Annotated in this window: 16 protein-coding genes; 3 read left to right on the top strand and 13 right to left on the bottom strand. The window is 70.7% G+C overall.

Features of this window, described 5'->3' with window-relative positions; genetic code table 11:
* Positions 1-57: 57 nt before the first annotated feature.
* From NR810_RS00155 to NR810_RS00175, 5 genes are read right to left on the bottom strand one after another with little or no spacing between them, the layout of a single operon-like run.
* A complete protein-coding gene (locus NR810_RS00155; protein ID WP_257445924.1) occupies positions 58-1,227 on the bottom strand; it encodes a beta-ketoacyl synthase N-terminal-like domain-containing protein in 1,170 nt (389 codons plus the stop codon).
* A complete protein-coding gene (locus NR810_RS00160) occupies positions 1,224-2,471 on the bottom strand; it encodes a beta-ketoacyl-[acyl-carrier-protein] synthase family protein (protein WP_257445926.1) in 1,248 nt (415 codons plus the stop codon). The genes NR810_RS00155 and NR810_RS00160 overlap by 4 nt, the downstream gene beginning before the upstream one ends.
* A complete protein-coding gene (locus tag NR810_RS00165) occupies positions 2,468-3,526 on the bottom strand; it encodes a beta-ketoacyl synthase N-terminal-like domain-containing protein (RefSeq protein ID WP_257445929.1) in 1,059 nt (352 codons plus the stop codon). The genes NR810_RS00160 and NR810_RS00165 overlap by 4 nt, the downstream gene beginning before the upstream one ends.
* Positions 3,523-4,728, bottom strand: a complete 1,206-nt coding sequence (locus NR810_RS52540) for a beta-ketoacyl-[acyl-carrier-protein] synthase family protein (RefSeq protein WP_257445933.1) — start codon at positions 4,726-4,728, stop codon at positions 3,523-3,525. The genes NR810_RS00165 and NR810_RS52540 overlap by 4 nt, the downstream gene beginning before the upstream one ends.
* Positions 4,725-5,192, bottom strand: a complete 468-nt coding sequence (locus NR810_RS00175; RefSeq protein ID WP_257445935.1) for a hotdog family protein — start codon at positions 5,190-5,192, stop codon at positions 4,725-4,727. Before NR810_RS00175 ends, NR810_RS52540 begins: the two co-directional genes overlap by 4 nt.
* Positions 5,193-5,323: 131 nt before the next feature.
* Between NR810_RS00175 and NR810_RS00180 the strand changes: the two genes are divergently transcribed.
* The 3 genes from NR810_RS00180 to NR810_RS00190 are packed head-to-tail and all read left to right on the top strand — an operon-like array spanning position 5,324 to position 7,985.
* Complete coding sequence (locus tag NR810_RS00180) at positions 5,324-7,033, top strand: radical SAM protein (protein ID WP_257445937.1); 1,710 nt, start codon at positions 5,324-5,326, stop codon at positions 7,031-7,033.
* A complete protein-coding gene (locus NR810_RS00185; protein WP_257445939.1) occupies positions 7,030-7,785 on the top strand; it encodes an SDR family NAD(P)-dependent oxidoreductase in 756 nt (251 codons plus the stop codon). The genes NR810_RS00180 and NR810_RS00185 overlap by 4 nt, the downstream gene beginning before the upstream one ends.
* Positions 7,786-7,787: 2 nt before the next feature.
* A complete protein-coding gene (locus NR810_RS00190) occupies positions 7,788-7,985 on the top strand; it encodes a hypothetical protein (RefSeq protein ID WP_257445941.1) in 198 nt (65 codons plus the stop codon).
* Between the two features lie 18 nt (positions 7,986-8,003).
* Here the strand turns inward: NR810_RS00190 and NR810_RS00195 are convergent, their stop codons facing one another.
* The 8 genes from NR810_RS00195 to NR810_RS00230 all read right to left on the bottom strand — a co-directional run bounded on the left by NR810_RS00195 (position 8,004) and on the right by NR810_RS00230 (position 15,267).
* Positions 8,004-8,561, bottom strand: coding sequence for a VOC family protein (locus NR810_RS00195; RefSeq protein ID WP_257445944.1), 558 nt, complete (start codon positions 8,559-8,561; stop codon positions 8,004-8,006).
* Entirely contained in the window at positions 8,558-9,334 is a 777-nt protein-coding gene (locus NR810_RS00200; protein ID WP_257445946.1) for an SDR family oxidoreductase, read from the bottom strand. Before NR810_RS00200 ends, NR810_RS00195 begins: the two co-directional genes overlap by 4 nt.
* Positions 9,331-10,107: a cupin domain-containing protein gene (locus NR810_RS00205; RefSeq protein ID WP_257445948.1), complete on the bottom strand. Its 777-nt coding sequence runs from the start codon at positions 10,105-10,107 to the stop codon at positions 9,331-9,333. Before NR810_RS00205 ends, NR810_RS00200 begins: the two co-directional genes overlap by 4 nt.
* Positions 10,104-11,174: a zinc-dependent alcohol dehydrogenase gene (locus NR810_RS00210; protein ID WP_257445949.1), complete on the bottom strand. Its 1,071-nt coding sequence runs from the start codon at positions 11,172-11,174 to the stop codon at positions 10,104-10,106. Before NR810_RS00210 ends, NR810_RS00205 begins: the two co-directional genes overlap by 4 nt.
* Positions 11,171-11,554: a hypothetical protein gene (locus NR810_RS00215; protein WP_257445951.1), complete on the bottom strand. Its 384-nt coding sequence runs from the start codon at positions 11,552-11,554 to the stop codon at positions 11,171-11,173. Before NR810_RS00215 ends, NR810_RS00210 begins: the two co-directional genes overlap by 4 nt.
* On the bottom strand, positions 11,551-12,267 hold the full coding sequence (locus tag NR810_RS00220) for a cupin domain-containing protein (RefSeq protein ID WP_257445953.1): 717 nt from the start codon (positions 12,265-12,267) through the stop codon (positions 11,551-11,553). The genes NR810_RS00215 and NR810_RS00220 overlap by 4 nt, the downstream gene beginning before the upstream one ends.
* A complete protein-coding gene (locus tag NR810_RS00225; protein ID WP_257445956.1) occupies positions 12,260-13,444 on the bottom strand; it encodes a sedoheptulose 7-phosphate cyclase in 1,185 nt (394 codons plus the stop codon). Before NR810_RS00225 ends, NR810_RS00220 begins: the two co-directional genes overlap by 8 nt.
* Positions 13,445-13,563: 119 nt before the next feature.
* Positions 13,564-15,267, bottom strand: coding sequence for a GMC family oxidoreductase (locus NR810_RS00230; protein ID WP_257445959.1), 1,704 nt, complete (start codon positions 15,265-15,267; stop codon positions 13,564-13,566).
* Positions 15,268-15,331 lie beyond the last annotated feature (64 nt).

Here is a 15,331-nt window from a genome sequence, read left to right on the forward strand (position 1 = left end):
TCACCCTAGCCCTCTCCCAGAGGGAGAGGGGACTTGCGACGGATCCAATCTGATTGCTCATGGAACCTCCACACGCACGGCTCCCACGAGCCCCGGTGCTCCCGCTGAGAGGACCAGTGCTTCGCGTGCCGTCGTTTCCTCGGCTTTCATCACGAGTCGCAACGGCCCCGGTCCTGGTTCGCTCAACCCGGCCACCGGAGGCACCACGCCTCGGCGAAGGCAGCTCGCCAGCGCGATGAGCTGCACCACCGGCGCCGATGCTCCCAGTTGCCCCATCGCCGCGGCCGTCGCCGTCAGGAACGCCTCCTCGGGGACAATCCGCGCGAGCGCCTCCCGCTCCGCCGCGTCGAATGTCACGTCCGCGCGTCCCGCTCCATCGATGACCTGTATCCCGGGCGTCACCAGTGACGCCGCCACCCGCGCGAGTGTCTCCACCCGAGGCGCCCCCTTGCTGCCATCCGCTCCGTCCGCCGCCTCGGCCCACGCCAGCGCACGGGTTCCCGCACGCTCCACCGGCTCCAGCACCACCGCCGCCGCGGCCTCCCCAGGGACGAAACCCGCCGAGCGCACGCTGTACGGTGCTTCAAGTGCCTCCAGGCCCGCCCGATTCGCCGCGCCACTCGCGCCCAGTTCCACCAGTACCTCGGGTTCCAACAGCGTGTCCTCCGTGAGCACGATGGCCACGTCCACCGCCCCGGCCACGAGCGCCCTCTGTGCCGACGCGAGCGCCTGCGCCCCCGCGTTCGCCCCTCCGAAGGTCATCCCCTCTCCGCGCGCCTTCAGCGCCACGGATACCAGCGCGTGCGCGTTGTTCGACAGGTGCTGCAACATCCAGAACGGGTGCAGCCCCGCGAGCCCTCGCTTCCAGGCCTCGCGGCCGTCCGGCTCCTGCCGTTCGAGCGCCGGCATCATCTCCTCCCAGTGCGCGCGCAGCCCGCCGAAGCCCGCGAAGAGGCCCACCCGATCCCCACCCTGGACTCCGGCCTGCTCCGCCGCCTCGCGCGCTACCTCCAGGGTGAAGCGTCCCATCCGGCGCAGGAATCGTCCCTCCCGGGAGCGCGCCGGTTGGACTCCCACGGGCGCCACCAGCCGGCACGCGTACGCCTCGGCCTCGATGCCCACCGCAGGCCGGGCCGCGCGCTCTCCCGCGAGCAGCCGCGCCACTCCCTGCTCCACCGTCACGCCCAGCGGCGTCCTCCACGCCCAGCCCGTCACTGCCGCCTTCATGTCACCCTCCCGAGCGCCACGGTTACGTTCTGGCCACCGAAACCGAACGAGTTGGACAGCACCACGTCCACCCGCTCCCGGCGCGGCATGGGGCCGATGATGTCCAGATCGCACTCCGGATCCCGCTCCCGCAGGTGCGCCGTGCCAGGGAGCAGGTCTCGTTCGAAGGCCAGCAGGCTCGCGGCGATCTCCACCGCGCCCGATGCCGCCATCAGGTGCCCCACCGCTCCCTTGATGGAGCTCACGGCCACCCGCTCGGCGTGCGGGCCCAGTGCGCCACGGATTGCCTTCACCTCGGCCGGATCGTTCAGCGGGGTGCCCGTGCCGTGGGCGTTGATGTAGCCCACCGCCTCGGGAGGCAGGCCCGCGTGGCGCAATGCCCGCTCCATGGCCCGGCGTGCGGCGGCTCCGTCCGGGCGAGGAGCCGTCACCCTCCAGGCGTCCTGGGTACGGCCCCAGCCAAGGATGCGCGCCAGGGCCCTCGCGCCCCGCCGCCGCGCACGCTCCTCTGACTCCACGACGAACATCGCCGCGCCCTCGCCCACCACCAGCCCGTCCCGCCGCCGATCGAAGGGCCGGCATGCGTCCGGGGCATTGCGCGGAGACGGCGCCCCCAGCCTCGACATGCCTCCGATTCCGAGCGGGTTCACCATGGAGTCCGCGGCACCGCACAGCACCACCGAGGCCTCGCCCCGCTCGATGAGCGCGGCGGCATGCGCCACGGCCAGCCCTCCGGCCGCGCACGCGGAGACGTGCACCGTCGTCCCACCTCGAAGTCCGAACAGCCGTTGCAGGGCCTCTGCCGCGAGATCGACCCTCGCGCGGAAACGCACGGGGGGCAGGGAGGACTCCGGCTCGCGGGCCCAGTGGATGCGGCCCTCGTCGAACAAGGGACCGAAGTCCTCGAGGAAGGCCTGTTCCAATCCAAGTGCCACGGACAGGGCGGCCTCACCCTCCTCGGGGCCACACCGCGCGCTCCGCCAGGCCTCCTCGGCCGCGAGCAGCCCGAAGACGAGCTTGCGGTCCCGGAGCGCACCGCCCGACCCGAGCGCATCGAGCTCGCGCAGCACGTGTGCTTCGATGGGAGGCACCTCTCCCGCGACCTGGGTGGGGAACGTGCGTGCGTCGAACGCTCGGATGGGACCGACCGCGCCGCGCCCCTCCACCAGCCCACCGAAGAAGGCAGGAACCCCCACCCCGAAGGCGGACACCACCCCGACGCCCGTGATGACGGCGCGGCTCATCGCTCCACCCCCGCCAGCTCCACGAGCCCCACCTCACCGTCCACGCCCGCCGAGAGCACCAGGACTCGGCGTGCCCGTCCTCCCGCGAGCAGATCCACCGCCGCCGTCCAGGCCAGCACCGGAGACGCGGCGAGCGCCTCGCCCAGCACCCTCACGGAGTCGGAGGCTTTCAGGCCCAGGCGCGCGGCCTCATTCCCGAGCGTCTCCGCCAGCTCAGGCCCCCAGGCCGAGGTGAGGACGGCGTCCGCCCGGCCATGGCCGCCAGCGAGCGCACGAGAGAGTCCCTCCATCGAGAGCACCTCGCAGCGCTCGACATGCGCGAGCGCGGGCTCCTCGGGCCGTGAAGAAAGCGCGAGCAACCCCGCCCCCTCGCCAGGTACCAGTCCCCGAGCAGCGAACCCCTCTCGTCCCAATTCGGCCCAGGTCACCGGGTGCAGCGCGGAGTCCGCGCCTCCCGCCAGCGCCCGTTCACACTCTCCACTGGCCACGGTGGCCACCGCCTCGCGCAGGGCCCGCACCGTCCCGGCCCCCCGCGAGAAGAAGGCACCATTCGGCCCTCCCACGCCCTCCAGGATGGCCCCGTGGCAGAGCGTGAAGTTGTTCATCAACTGGAAGGCGAACAGCGGATTGCACGCGGCGAGCCCCTCGCGGCCAAACCTCTCCATCGAGAGCGCCCCACCCTCGATGCTGGCCCGGAGCATGGCCGTCAGCTCGTCCATCGTCCCGCCCGACGCCCCCACTCCGAGGAAGGCGCCGATCTCCTCGTGGCCCTCACTCCAGTGCGCATCGCGGAGGGCCTCGCGCATCACCACCGCCGCCAATCGAGCCCCACGAGACATGAGCTTCCGCTGACGTCCATCTCCCGCGTCCTGCGACGGCGGGAGCGCGGGGACCTCGGCCGCCTCGACCCCGGGGTGCGTGGCCGCGAGCGCATGGGTGGTGGAGCGCAAGGGCTTCCCCGCCAACACCGCGTCACCAAGCCCACGCCACCCCAGGCCAAAAGCGCTCACCGCGGCCGAACCGACGACGGCCACCCTGGGACGAGTCCCCGTCATGAGCAGCGCCGAACCACGAGGCTGGTGTTCGCTCCGCCGAAGGCGAACGCGTTCACCAGCGCGGTCCCGGCCTCCTGGTGCACGGCCGTTCCCATCACATGCGGAAGCTCGCAGTCCGGATCCGGCGTCTCGAGCCCCGCGCTGGGCAGCATCCGCCCGCCCACCACCGCCTCGTACGCACAGACGAGCCCGAGCGCACCTGCACCCGCCACCCAGTGCCCCAGCGCCCCCTTCACGCTGCCCACGCGCGCCCTCGCCAGTCCGTCCCCGAGCACCGCACGGAGCGCCTTCGCCTCCACGGGATCATTGAGCGGCGTGGAGGTGCCATGCGCCTGCACGTAGTCCACCGTCTCCACCCCCGCGTCCCGCAGCGCGGCCGACATGGACCGCCGCGCGCCATCACCCTCGGGGTCTGGCGCGGTGAGGTTGTAGGCATCGAGCGAGCGCCCCACTCCGGCGATCTCCGCCCGTGCCTCGCCGCGCTCGACGGAGAGCACCACCATGGCGGCGCCCTCACCCACCACGAAGCCATCCCGGCGCGCATCGAAAGGACGCGAGCACCCCCTGGCGCTCAGGATGCCCAGGTGGCCGAAGCCCGCCAGCATCAACGGATCCACGTCCGCGCCCACGCCGCCGCACAGGGCCACGTCACAGAGACCGAGCCGGAGCGCCCGCACCGCCTCGATGATGGCCGCGCTGCCGGAGGCGCACGCCAGCGACACGGTCTGCGCCGGGCCGCGCGCGTCCCACTCCCCCGCGAGCGTCGAGGCCACGGCCGCCGGAGACACCACCGAGGCGTCGATCCGCTCCGCGAGCGCGGGAGCCCGAGCGCCGAAGCGGAGGTGATCGAACGTCCGTCCACCCCCCGCCGCCCGGGCCAGCTCGCACACCGTGGCGAGCGTGGCCCGTCCGGACTCCGCGCCGATGAAGACCCCGAGCCGCTCCGGCGCGACGGACACGCCCGCCCGCGTCCAGGCCTCCCGCGCCGCGCGCCGGGCCAGCCCCATCCGGCGATCCGGCCCGTCGAGCTCCGGGTCGAGCACGGGCGCGCCAACGGTGCAGGGAAAACCCTCCACGTCGAAGTGCGTGATGGGGCCGATGGCACAGCGCCCCGCCGCCAGCGCGCCCACGGTGGAAGGCCAGTCCCGGCCCAGCGCGGAGACCACGCCCACCCCGCGGATGAAGGCACGCCGGGCGCTCACGGCTCCTCCGAGGAACCGTGGAGCCACACGTTGAGGACCTCGCGGCGTTTGGCGATCAGCGAGGCGTGCTTCACCTGCGCGAAGGCGAAGGTCAGCTCGGCCTCGGCGGCGAGCTGCTCGTCCACGCGCGCGAACGCCCGCACCTGGCCGCCGTCCTCGCTCGCGGTGAGCCCCCTGGCCTCCAGGAGCATCTTGTCCCCCGGCCGGACGAGCCGCCGGAACTTCGCGCGCTCCACCGACACCAGCAGCGCGTGCAGGTCCGAGCGGCCCCGCGCGCGCATCGTCGCCTCCAGCAGGACGCCACCGAGCTGCGCGAGCGATTCGAGGATGAGCGCGCCGGGCATCACCGGGTGTCCCGGGAAGTGGTCGACGAAGACGTCATCGGCGAGCGAGACGCACTTGACGCCCAGGGCCCGCTCGGGAGGTTGAAGCTCGGAGATCCGGTCCAGCAGCACGTAGCGCATGCGGAGCAGGGAGCATAGGCGCCCCCGCGAGCCCCGCCCAAGGGGCTTCTGACGCACGGAACCCCTTGACCCGGTGAGGGGATGCCGTGCCTTGATCCGGCCCTCCCTACCCGACGTCCCCTGGAGCCTCGATGGACTGCACCACCTGCGGACCCACGCCCACGCCTCGGAAGGACCGGCCCCACACCTTCCTCCTGCACGAGATGTCCCGGTGCCCGACCTGCCGGACCGAGGTGGAAGGCCGTGTCGTCCTGCGCGAGGAGCAGGTCTACTCGCTCCAGCACTGCAACACGTGTGGCCCGTCGGAGCTGCGCATCTCCAACGACGCGAAGGCCTACATCCAGTCGTTCCTGGCGCGGGGCGAGGTGCCCGAGGGCCTCCAGGGCGACCACATCTTCAAGCACACCACGTCCACCTGTCCCCATTGCCTGTCGCTGGTGCGGGCCGAGGTGGTCATCCGCGCGGGCCAGGTCTTCTTCAAGAAGACGTGCGAGAAGTGCGGCCCGTCCGAGGCGCTCGTGTCCGAGGACGCGAAGTACTACGTGAAGGCCTACTCCTTCGCGCGCGCCGGCACCGAGCCGCTGAAGTTCGCCGCCGAGGTGAAGCACGGCTGCCCCACGGACTGTGGGACGTGCGGCGACCACGAGCAGCACACGTGTCTGCCCATCGTGGAGATCACGGATCACTGCAACCTCGAGTGTCCCATCTGCATCGTCAACAACCAGTACGCCAACCACCTGGATCCCGAGGTCTTCCGGAGCATGGTGGACACGCTGGTGCGCAACGAGGGCCAGTGCGAGTCGATCGCGCTCTCGGGCGGCGAGCCCACGAGCCACCCCAAGCTGTTCGAGCTGATCGAGATCGCCAACCGGCCGGAGATCGGCCGCGTGGTGGTCATCACCAACGGCCTGCGGCTGGGGCGGGACCGGGCCTTCGCCGAGCGCCTGAAGGAGACGGGCGCCTACGTGGGCCTGCAGTTCGACGGCTTCACCGCCGACACCCACGAGAAGATCCGCGGCCGGGACTTGTGCAAGGAGAAGGCGGCGGCGCTGGCGATGATCAAGGAGCTGAAGCTGCCCACGCAGCTCATCTTCGTGGCGACGCGCGGGGCGAACGAGCACCAGATCGGCCAGATGGTGGAGCTGTTCCTCTCCGAGGATCACTTCCTGTCGCTCAACTTCCAGCCGGCGGCCTTCACGGGCTTCGGGGGCGGACGCTTCCCGCATGATCCGATGGACCGGCTCACCATCCCGGGCGTCATCAAGGCCATCGAGGAGCAGACGCAGGGCAAGCTGAGGATGAGCGACTTCTCGCCCCTGCCCTGCTCGCATCCACAGTGCGTGTCGCTGACGTACCTGCTGCGCATGGACGATGGCAGCTACATGCCCTTCGGGCGCTTCGTGGACTTCAGGCAGCACGGCACGCTGCTGCGCTCGTCGGCGACGCTGGGGGCCTCGCCGGAGATCCACGACGCGCTCAACGACGTCATCCACGACGTGTTCGCCCGGCAGGACGAGGTCGAGCGCGGCCCGGAGGTCCTCAAGGCGCTGCGGCGCTCGCTGGACGTGATGTTCCCGGACCGCCCGGTCTCCCCGAAGGAGGCGGTGCGGATCGGCGAGCAGCAGGCCAAGTCCATCTTCCTGCACCACTACATGGACCGGCACGACTTCGACCTGGAGCGGCTGCGCAAGTGCTGCCACCACTACCCGCAGGTGGACGGGCGCATCATGCCGGCGTGCGGCTTCAACATGTTCCACCGGGGTGCAGCGAAGGGGCCCGAGACGCCGACCGCCCCCTGGGGCAAGAAGCCCTGGTCGATGCCGCTCCCGGTCCTGCCATGAGCATCCAGGGCGGCCGGTTGCTGGAAGGGCGGCTCGCGCTGGTGACGGGCGGCTCCCGAGGATTGGGCCGGGCCATCTGCCTGTCCCTGGCCCGAGAGGGAGCCTCCGTCGCCTTCAACTACGTGCGCGCGGACGCCGAGGCGGAGAAGACGCTCGCGGAGCTCCGGGAGCTGGGCGCGCGGGCGTGGGCATTCAAGGTGTCGGTGCTGGATCGCCCTGGGCTGTGGGAGATGGTTCGCACGCTGGAGAAGGAAGCCGGGGTGGTGGACGTGCTCGTGAACAACGCGGGCATCGGCCAGGTGGTCCCCCTGGCGCTGATGGAGGAGGAGGACTGGGACCGGATGATGGACGTCAGCGTGAAGGGGGCGTTCCTGACCTCGCAGGCGGTGATGCGGGGGATGGTGCGCGAGCGGCGGGGACGTATCCTCAACATCAGCTCGCTGGCCGGCGTGAAGATGATGCAGGCGCCGGTGCACTACTGCGCGGCGAAGGCGGCGATGAAGGGCTTCACCGAGGGGCTCGCGAAGGAGCTGGGGCGCTACGGCATCACCGTGAACTGCCTGGCGCCCGGCGTGCTGAACGAGGGTGTGAGCCACAACCTGCCCGACAACCGGCTGCAGGAGTTCCTCCGGCACTGCGCGCTCGGGCGGGTGGGCACGGTGCAGGAGTGCGCCGAGGTGGTGACCTTCCTCGTCTCGGATCGCAACAGCTACATGACCGGCAGCACCATCGTGCTGGACGGAGGCGTGTGACGATGAGCGAGGAAACCCCACCGTCACCGCTCCCCTTCCCGGCGAGCCTCTGTCACCGCTGCGCCGCGCCGCCCAAGTACGTGCGGACGAAGACGTCCACGTTCATCCTCTGCCCGCTGCTGCCGAACAAGTACCCGCCCCAGCCGGTGCTCATGTGTCCGCTCTTCCGGCCAAGGCCCCCGGGTGAGGGAGAGGAGTAGCGGGCTGCTGACCGCCGCTCACTCCTCCCGGCTGTCCCAGGGAGCCGATGCGGCGAACAAGCGGGCATCGGTGTCGTTCTCGTACGGCATCCCCCTGGGCATGTGGAGGACCTCCATCTGCATGCCCCATGGGGTCACGAAGTAGACCCACCGGTCACCGGCGATCGGACCCTCGGTGATGGTCTGCGGCTCGCCGAGCACCTTCACGCCGGGCACCGACCGGAGGTAGTCGACCGCGGCATCCACGTCCTCGACGTGGATCGCCAGGTGATGGCCGCCCCAGTCGCTGTTGCGCGGCAGCTCCCGCCGCTGCTCGGGGGCCGTGTACTCGAACAGCTCCAGGTTGGTGACCGGGCCGAAGCGGAGCATGGCGATGTGCGTCGAGGCCCGCGGATGCACGTTGAGCTGGCGGGTCATCCAGTCTCCCGTCTGATCCTCCACCGGACCGATCTGGTACAGCAGCTCGGCGCCCAGGACGTTGACGAAGAAGTCGACCGCTTGAGAGAGATTGGGAACGGTATAGGCGACGTGGTGGACGCTGCGCGCGCCGGGAATGCCCTTGCTGGTTCGGCTCATGGTGCGTACTCCTGGTTGGGGATGGCGCTCATCAACAGCAGGCCGCCATCGACGGTGAGCGTGACGCCCGTGATGTAGGCGGCGTCTGGCCCGGACAGGTGGGCGATGAGCGCCGCGACCTCGCGGGGGCGCCCGGGACGGCCGAGGGGAATCGCGGGACGGGAGAGCTCCGCCGCGTCACGGCCCTCGGGGACGCCGTTCATCGGCGTGGCGGTCTCTCCGGGACTGACGGCGTTGACGGTGATGCCGTAGCGGGCCAGTTCCAGGGCCATCACCTTGGTCAACAGGCCCAGTCCTCCCTTGGAGGCGCAGTAGGAGGAGCCTCCCAGGATGGGCACCAGCTCGTGGACGGACGTCACGTTCACGATCCGGCCCCCGCGCCCCTGCTTCACCATGTGGCGCGCCGCCACCTGGGCGCACAGGAAGGGGCCGGTGGTGTTGAGGGTGAGGATGCGCTGCCAGTCCTCCAGCGTCTCCTCGAGGAAGGAGGCGCGGCGGTTGACTCCGGCGTTGTTGACAAAGACGTCCACGCCGCCCAGCTCGCGGATCGCCCGCTCCACCGCCTCGGCGGCGGCCACCGGATCGTTCAGGTCCATGCGGAAGGGCAGTGCGCGCCCTCCCCGGCTCTCCACCTCCGCGGCGGCCTGCCGCGCCCCCTCCCCGTTCGAGTTGTAACCGAGCCCGACATCGAAGCCCTTTTCGGCCAGGGCGATGGCGGTGGCCTTGCCGATGCCGGAACTGGCACCGGTCACAATGGCGAATCGCTTGCTCATGTCTCTTCCTCCAGCAGCTCGTAGCCGGCCCGGGCGAGGCTCCCCGCTCCCAGGTAGCCGTACACGGTCCGGGTGGTGACCCCGGGATCGGTCCGGAACCCGTGCCATTCGCCGGCCGGGATGTAGGCCAGGTCTCCCGGCTCCAATCGCACCGGGCCCTCTTTCGTCAGGTGCTCGCCTCCTCCTTGCAGCACCAGGAAGAACTCATCGGCGTGCGGGTGCCGATGCAGCTGGTGGCTGCCTCCCGGAGTGAAGGTCGAGGTGGCCACCACCACCGCCCGCGTACCGACGGACTGGGTGGTGGCCAGCCAGTGCACGCCCATGTCGATGAACCCACCTGCCTCGCGCAGGGGGCTGGTGCCCGCGTCCGCCATGCGGGAGATGCGGCAGCCGCACGCGAGGACGCCGTCCGCCGGTTGGGGCACCGCGTCCCGGGGATCGGCGGTCCCGCCATACGCCACCAGGAGCAGCGAGTCCTGATCGCCAGCGGCCTCGAACGCGCGGCGGGTGCCCGGCGGGTTGAACACCCCCTCACCGGGAGTCAGTGGCCAGGGCTGACCGTCCGCGAGCCAGTGGCCCTTCCCGGACAGCATGAAGGTGACCGACTCGGCCCCGGACAGGAGGTGCGCCGGCAGTCTGGAGCCCCTCGACACCTCCTGGACCCCCAGCATGCCGAGCGCCTCCGGGGCGAGCTCCCGGTTGATCAGCCACCGCGTCCCGTCGCTCCGCCGCCGCGAGGGCTCGTTCCAGCCTTCGAGGGTGCGCCGGATCATGCCGCCCTCCCTTCCTGGCTGTCGTTGAAGCGCAGCAGCACCTTGGGTGGACCCGAGCGGCCATGCTCGAGCAGCTCGAAGGCCTGTCCGGCCTTCTCGGGCGGCAGCACCTGGGCGACCAGCGGCCTGGCATCCAGCACACCATCGACGAAGAGCTGGATCGTCCGGTCGTAGTAGTCCAGGCCGTGCCGGATGCCGAAGACATCGATTCCGCGCAGGACGAGCTCCCCGGGCACCATCCCGGCCACCGCCTCGTTCGCCACGCCGATCACCGCCACCCGGCCGCCGGTCTCGGTGAGCTCGAGGCTGCGCAGGAACGCCCGCGACGCCCCGGAGGCCTCGATGACCAGCGAGTAGGCCCCGGGCCTGGCCTGCTCGGGCCGCAGCGTGCGCCGCGCGCCACAGGCGGCGGCCAGCTTCAGCCCCACGTCGTCGATGCCGATCGCATCCACGCTCCGGGCCATTCTCGAGGCCAGTTGCACGGCGAGCAGGCCGATGGTGCCGGTGCCCACCACCGCGACGTCGTCCTCCAGGCCGCAGCCGACCTTGTCGAAGCCTCCCACCACGGTGACGGCCGGCTCGATGAACGCGGCACTCAGGTCCGCGAGGGCATCCGGCAACAGCGTGAGCGAGCGCGCCGGCATGCGGAGGTACTCGGCCGCGGCACCCTGCAATCCGTACAGGCCCACCTCCACCAGCCGCTCGCAGACCTGCCGCCGGCCGCGCTGACACATGCGGCACTGGCCGCAGGGGACCATCGTCTGGCCCACCACCCGATCGCCCACCGAGAGCCCCTTCACGCCCTCGCCCACCGCGGCCACCTGTCCGCACCACTCGTGCCCGAACACCAGCGGGAAGCGAGCCCGGCCGTCCCTCAGATACGAAGCGGTGCCGTGCAGCAGCTCCAGGTCGGTGCCGCACAGCCCGACATACGAGGTGCGTACCAGCACTTCGTCCGGCCGCGGTCCCGGGATCGGAATCTCGGTGAGCTCGACACGTCCCGGCGCGGCGATCGCCACCGCGCTCATCTTGCCTTCCGGCCACGTTGCTTTCCGCAGGGCGCTCATAATTCGGGTCTCCTCGGGGGCAGGGATTGGGAGAGCTCGCGAGGCATCACGGCGAGCCAGAGCAGCTCCAGCCCGGTGTCCCCGCTGACGAGGTGCCCCTGCTTCCCGTCGGGCAGGAGGATCAGCTCGCCGGGCTCGAGGGCGCGCGCGGGTGCGTCCGAATCCGGCTCCAGGAGCCGCCCCGAACCCGCGACGACGAACCAGGCGCTCTCGATCCCCTCACGGCCGCGCAGCGCGAAGCGGGTGCCCGGCGCCAGCCGCACGTAATCGAAGGACTCGCACTCGCTATGCAACATCCCGCGCCGTGCCAACGAGCGCCAGCGGATCTCCTCGTCTCCGTTCCGGGTACGGGAGGTGCTTCCAATGGTGGAGATGATCATGGCGCTCCACCTCCGGGTACCTCGAGGCTCGCCAGGAAGTACTCCAGCCCACCCGCCCCGGCGGTGATGACCGTCTCGGTCCCCAGGGGCAGCGTCACGGAGACTCCGTATTTCAGCGGGACCACCGCCTCGCCCGAGGTGATCTCCCCGGAGCCGTCGAGCGTGAACAGGGTGTGCTCCACACCCGTCGCGGCCAGCGGGGACTTCCGTCCGGGCTCCAGCTTCACCAGACGGATGCTGCGCAGCGGTCCGGTGAAGGTGGAGCGCGGATCGACCTCGCCCCTCTGTCGCAGGTTGAAGACCTCGGCATTCACGTCTCTTCCTCCTCGTTCAGGTGGGTTGCGGAGGGCGGTGGCCGGGCGCGACAGCTCGATCACGAGCCATCCCAGCCCCTCGTCTCCGATGTTGCGCAGGCCGTGACGGGTCCCCAGTCCCGTCAGGATGAGGCTGCCCGGGCCCACCGGGTGTGGCCTGCCATCGAGGGTCATCTCCCCGCGGCCCGAGAGGATGAAGTAGATCTCCTCGGTGCGGGTGTGCATGTGCTCACCGCTGATGCCGCCCGGGGGGATCCACGCCCACTCCACCGCCTCCCACGCGCCGAACAGCCCGGTCCGCCGCGCCAGACACTTCCACTGGGAGAGCCCCGTGGTGCCGTGGACGCCGTGAACCACGGAGGGCTCCTCGAGGTCCCCGATGATCAATCCCTCACGCATGGGCGGCCTCGCGCTCGGGCAGGGCGACGTTCCCCAGCTCCTGGAGGGTGGAGAGCGCCGTGAACAGCTCGGACGGCTGGAGGTCGTTGACGAAGCACGCCGCACCGATGCCGAGGGCCAGCGGCAACCGCTGGAGCCCGTCGCGGTGCTTGACCGTGTCGGCCAGCGCGCTCGCCAGCAGCATGGGACTGCAGAGCCGGTGGTACAGGGGCAGCTCCAGCTTGCGCATGAGCGCGAAGATCCGGTCCCGCTCCTCGGGGGTGATCAACCCGCGCTGCACGGAGAGCAGCGTGGACAGCGCCATGTCGATGTTCACCGCCTCGCCGTGCAGCAACTCCGGCAGCGCCATCATCTCGAGGGTGGGGCTGAACGAGTGGCCGTAGTCGACCACGCGCTCCAGCTTGTGCTCCCACAGGTTCAGCTCCAGTTCCTCCAGCATCCCCGTGATGGCCCGCTCGATGACCTGGGCCGCGGCCCGATCGCTCTCCTCGGTCAGACCCTGCAGGCGCTCCTCGATGAGCGAGGTGGCGTGCCGCTCGAGGAGCTCGAACAGCGTCCGATCCTTGATCAGGGCGATCTTCAGGATCTCTGCGAGGCCGTTGACGACGTGCCGGGTGTCCAGCGTCTTCAGGAAGCGGCGATCCAGCAGCGTGTCCTTCGCGGGGAAGTACGTCCCCAGCCGGTTCTTGTGAGCGCCGTGATTGACGCCCGTCTTCGCTCCGACACCGGCGTCCACCAGGCCGATGAGCGTGGTGGGGATCCGCACGTAGGGCGTGCTGCGGCGGTAGAGGCTCGCGGCGAGCCCGACGATGTCCATCAGGACTCCGCCCCCCATGGCGAGGATGGGCTCGTGGCGGCGCGAGATACCGAACCCGTCGATGGCCTTCACCACGGTGAAGACGGACTCCATGGTCTTTTCCGTCTCGGAGGCCTGCAGCGCGAGGATGTGGTGCTTCACTCCGTGGTGCGTGAGGTATTGGCGGAGCTGGACGCCATAGAGGCGATCCACGTTGGCGTCGATCACCACGAGCCTGCGGGGGTTGCTCTTGCGCTGGGTGCTACCCGCCTCCAGCAACGCCCGGTTGTCGAGCTCGAGCAGACCGTCCACCAACCGCACCTGGTAGTGGACGGGGAGGGCCGCGTTGACGATCCAGTGACGAGGAGTGTCTTGATTCAAGGTTCTTCTCCGGGAGGTCGTTGGAGGGGAGTGCGCCTCGGGACGGGAGCACCACGCTGCTTCACGGGTCCGTGTCTCGAGGAGCATCCAGAGAGATGAGGACGGCCGCGGATGTGACTTCAGCCGTGCCACTCGCCGAGCATGAAGCGCGAAGCCTGCTCGCCGATGAGGATCGAGGGCGCGTTGGTGGGGCCGGAGGTGATCTCCGGCATGATCGAGGCATCCGCCACGCGCAGGCCCTCGAGGCCATGGACGCGCAGCCGCGAATCCACCACCGAGCGCTCGTCCTGGCCCATGCGGCAGGTGCTGGTGGGATGGAAGAAGCAGGTGGTGGCCTTGCGGATCCACTCCAGCATCGCGGAACGGCCGAGCGGTCCCGGCATGAGCTCGCGCTTGCGGAACGCATCGAAGGCGCGCGAGGCACCGATCTCCCGGCACAGCTCGACGGCGACCCGCAGCGCCTCGAGGTCCGCCTCGTGGCCCAGGTAGTTCATGTCGATGATCGGCGGGACGGACGGATCGGCGGAGGCGAGCCTCAGACTGCCCCGGGAGGCCGGGCGTACCAGGCCGGGGACGAGCGCGTAGCCGTTGTCCGGCAAGGGGCCGAGTTCGGGGGTGACGAGGGGGAACTCGTGGAGGACCGGCTGGATGTCGGGACGGGCGAGCGCCGGGTCGGAGCGCCACCACAGGGTGGCCTCGGCGCCGTTGCCGTGGGGCTCGGGCAGCGGGCCCTTGCACTCGTAGTTGATGCCGGCCACCAGGATGTGGTCCTGCAGGTCACGGCCCACGCCGGGCAGGTCCCGCACCACGGGGATGCCCAGGGCATGGAGCTCCCGGGCCGGCCCCACCCCCGAGCGCAGCAACATCGCGGGCGAGCCAATGGCGCCGGCCGACAACACCACCTCGCGAGCGACCCGCACCCGGCGCACCCGGCCCGCCTGGGAGAATTCCACGCCCGTACACCGGCGGCCCTCGAAGCAAAGCCGGGTCACCTCGGCCTGGGTGAGCACCGTCAGGTTGGGCCGGACCATGGCCGGGAAGAGCAGGCCCCGGGCCACGCTGAAGCGCTCGCCACCGGAGATGCTCAGGTCGAAGAAGCCCGCCCCCTCCATCTGCTCGCCGTTGTAGTCGCGGGTGGTGGGCAGGCCGGTCTGCTGGGCCCCCTCGATGAAGGCCCGGGCCAGGGGGTTGGGATCGGCCGGCGGGGAGATGCGCAACGGGCCGCCCACGCCCCGGAACTCGTCCTCGCCGCCCGCGTAGTCCTCCAGGTCCTTGTAGATGCGACGGACCGCCTCGTACTCCCAACCGGGGTTGCCCTGGGAGGCCCAGCTCTCGAAGTCCAGACGGTGGCCCCGTACCCAGACGCAGGCGTTGTTGCTGGCCGAGCCCCCCAGCATCTTGCCGCGCGGGCACGGCACCGTGCGGCCCGCCGCGTGCCGCTGCGGCACCGTCTGGTAGCGCCAGTCCATCTCCGTGCCGAGCAGGAACCGCCAGCGCGAGGGGATGAACACATCCGGGTGGGTGCCAGGACCTCCGGCCTCGAGCACGAGCACCTGGTGCGTCGGATCCTCCGACAACCGGGCGGCCAGCACGCACCCGGCCGAGCCAGCACCGATGACGATGAAGTCGTAGACCTCGCGCGGATTTTCGCGCAGCCGCCGCTGGTTCTCCCAGGAAGCCAGGGCCTCACCGGCCAGCGCAGCCGCACGCTCCGCGGGGATACCCGCCTGCTCTGCCTGCTGGAGGAAGCCCTCCCGGTCCAACTCGCCGCTGCGCAGCCGGTGCATGAGCAGGCCGATACCCGTGTCGTCACCGCGGTCCATGATCTCCTCCCAGGAGTGTGGCTGTTACTCGCAGGGGGAGTTCAACGGTGCCGCTTGTGAGATG

The organism is Archangium lipolyticum, from assembly GCF_024623785.1.
GTDB classification, from domain to species: Bacteria; Myxococcota; Myxococcia; order Myxococcales; family Myxococcaceae; genus Archangium; species Archangium lipolyticum.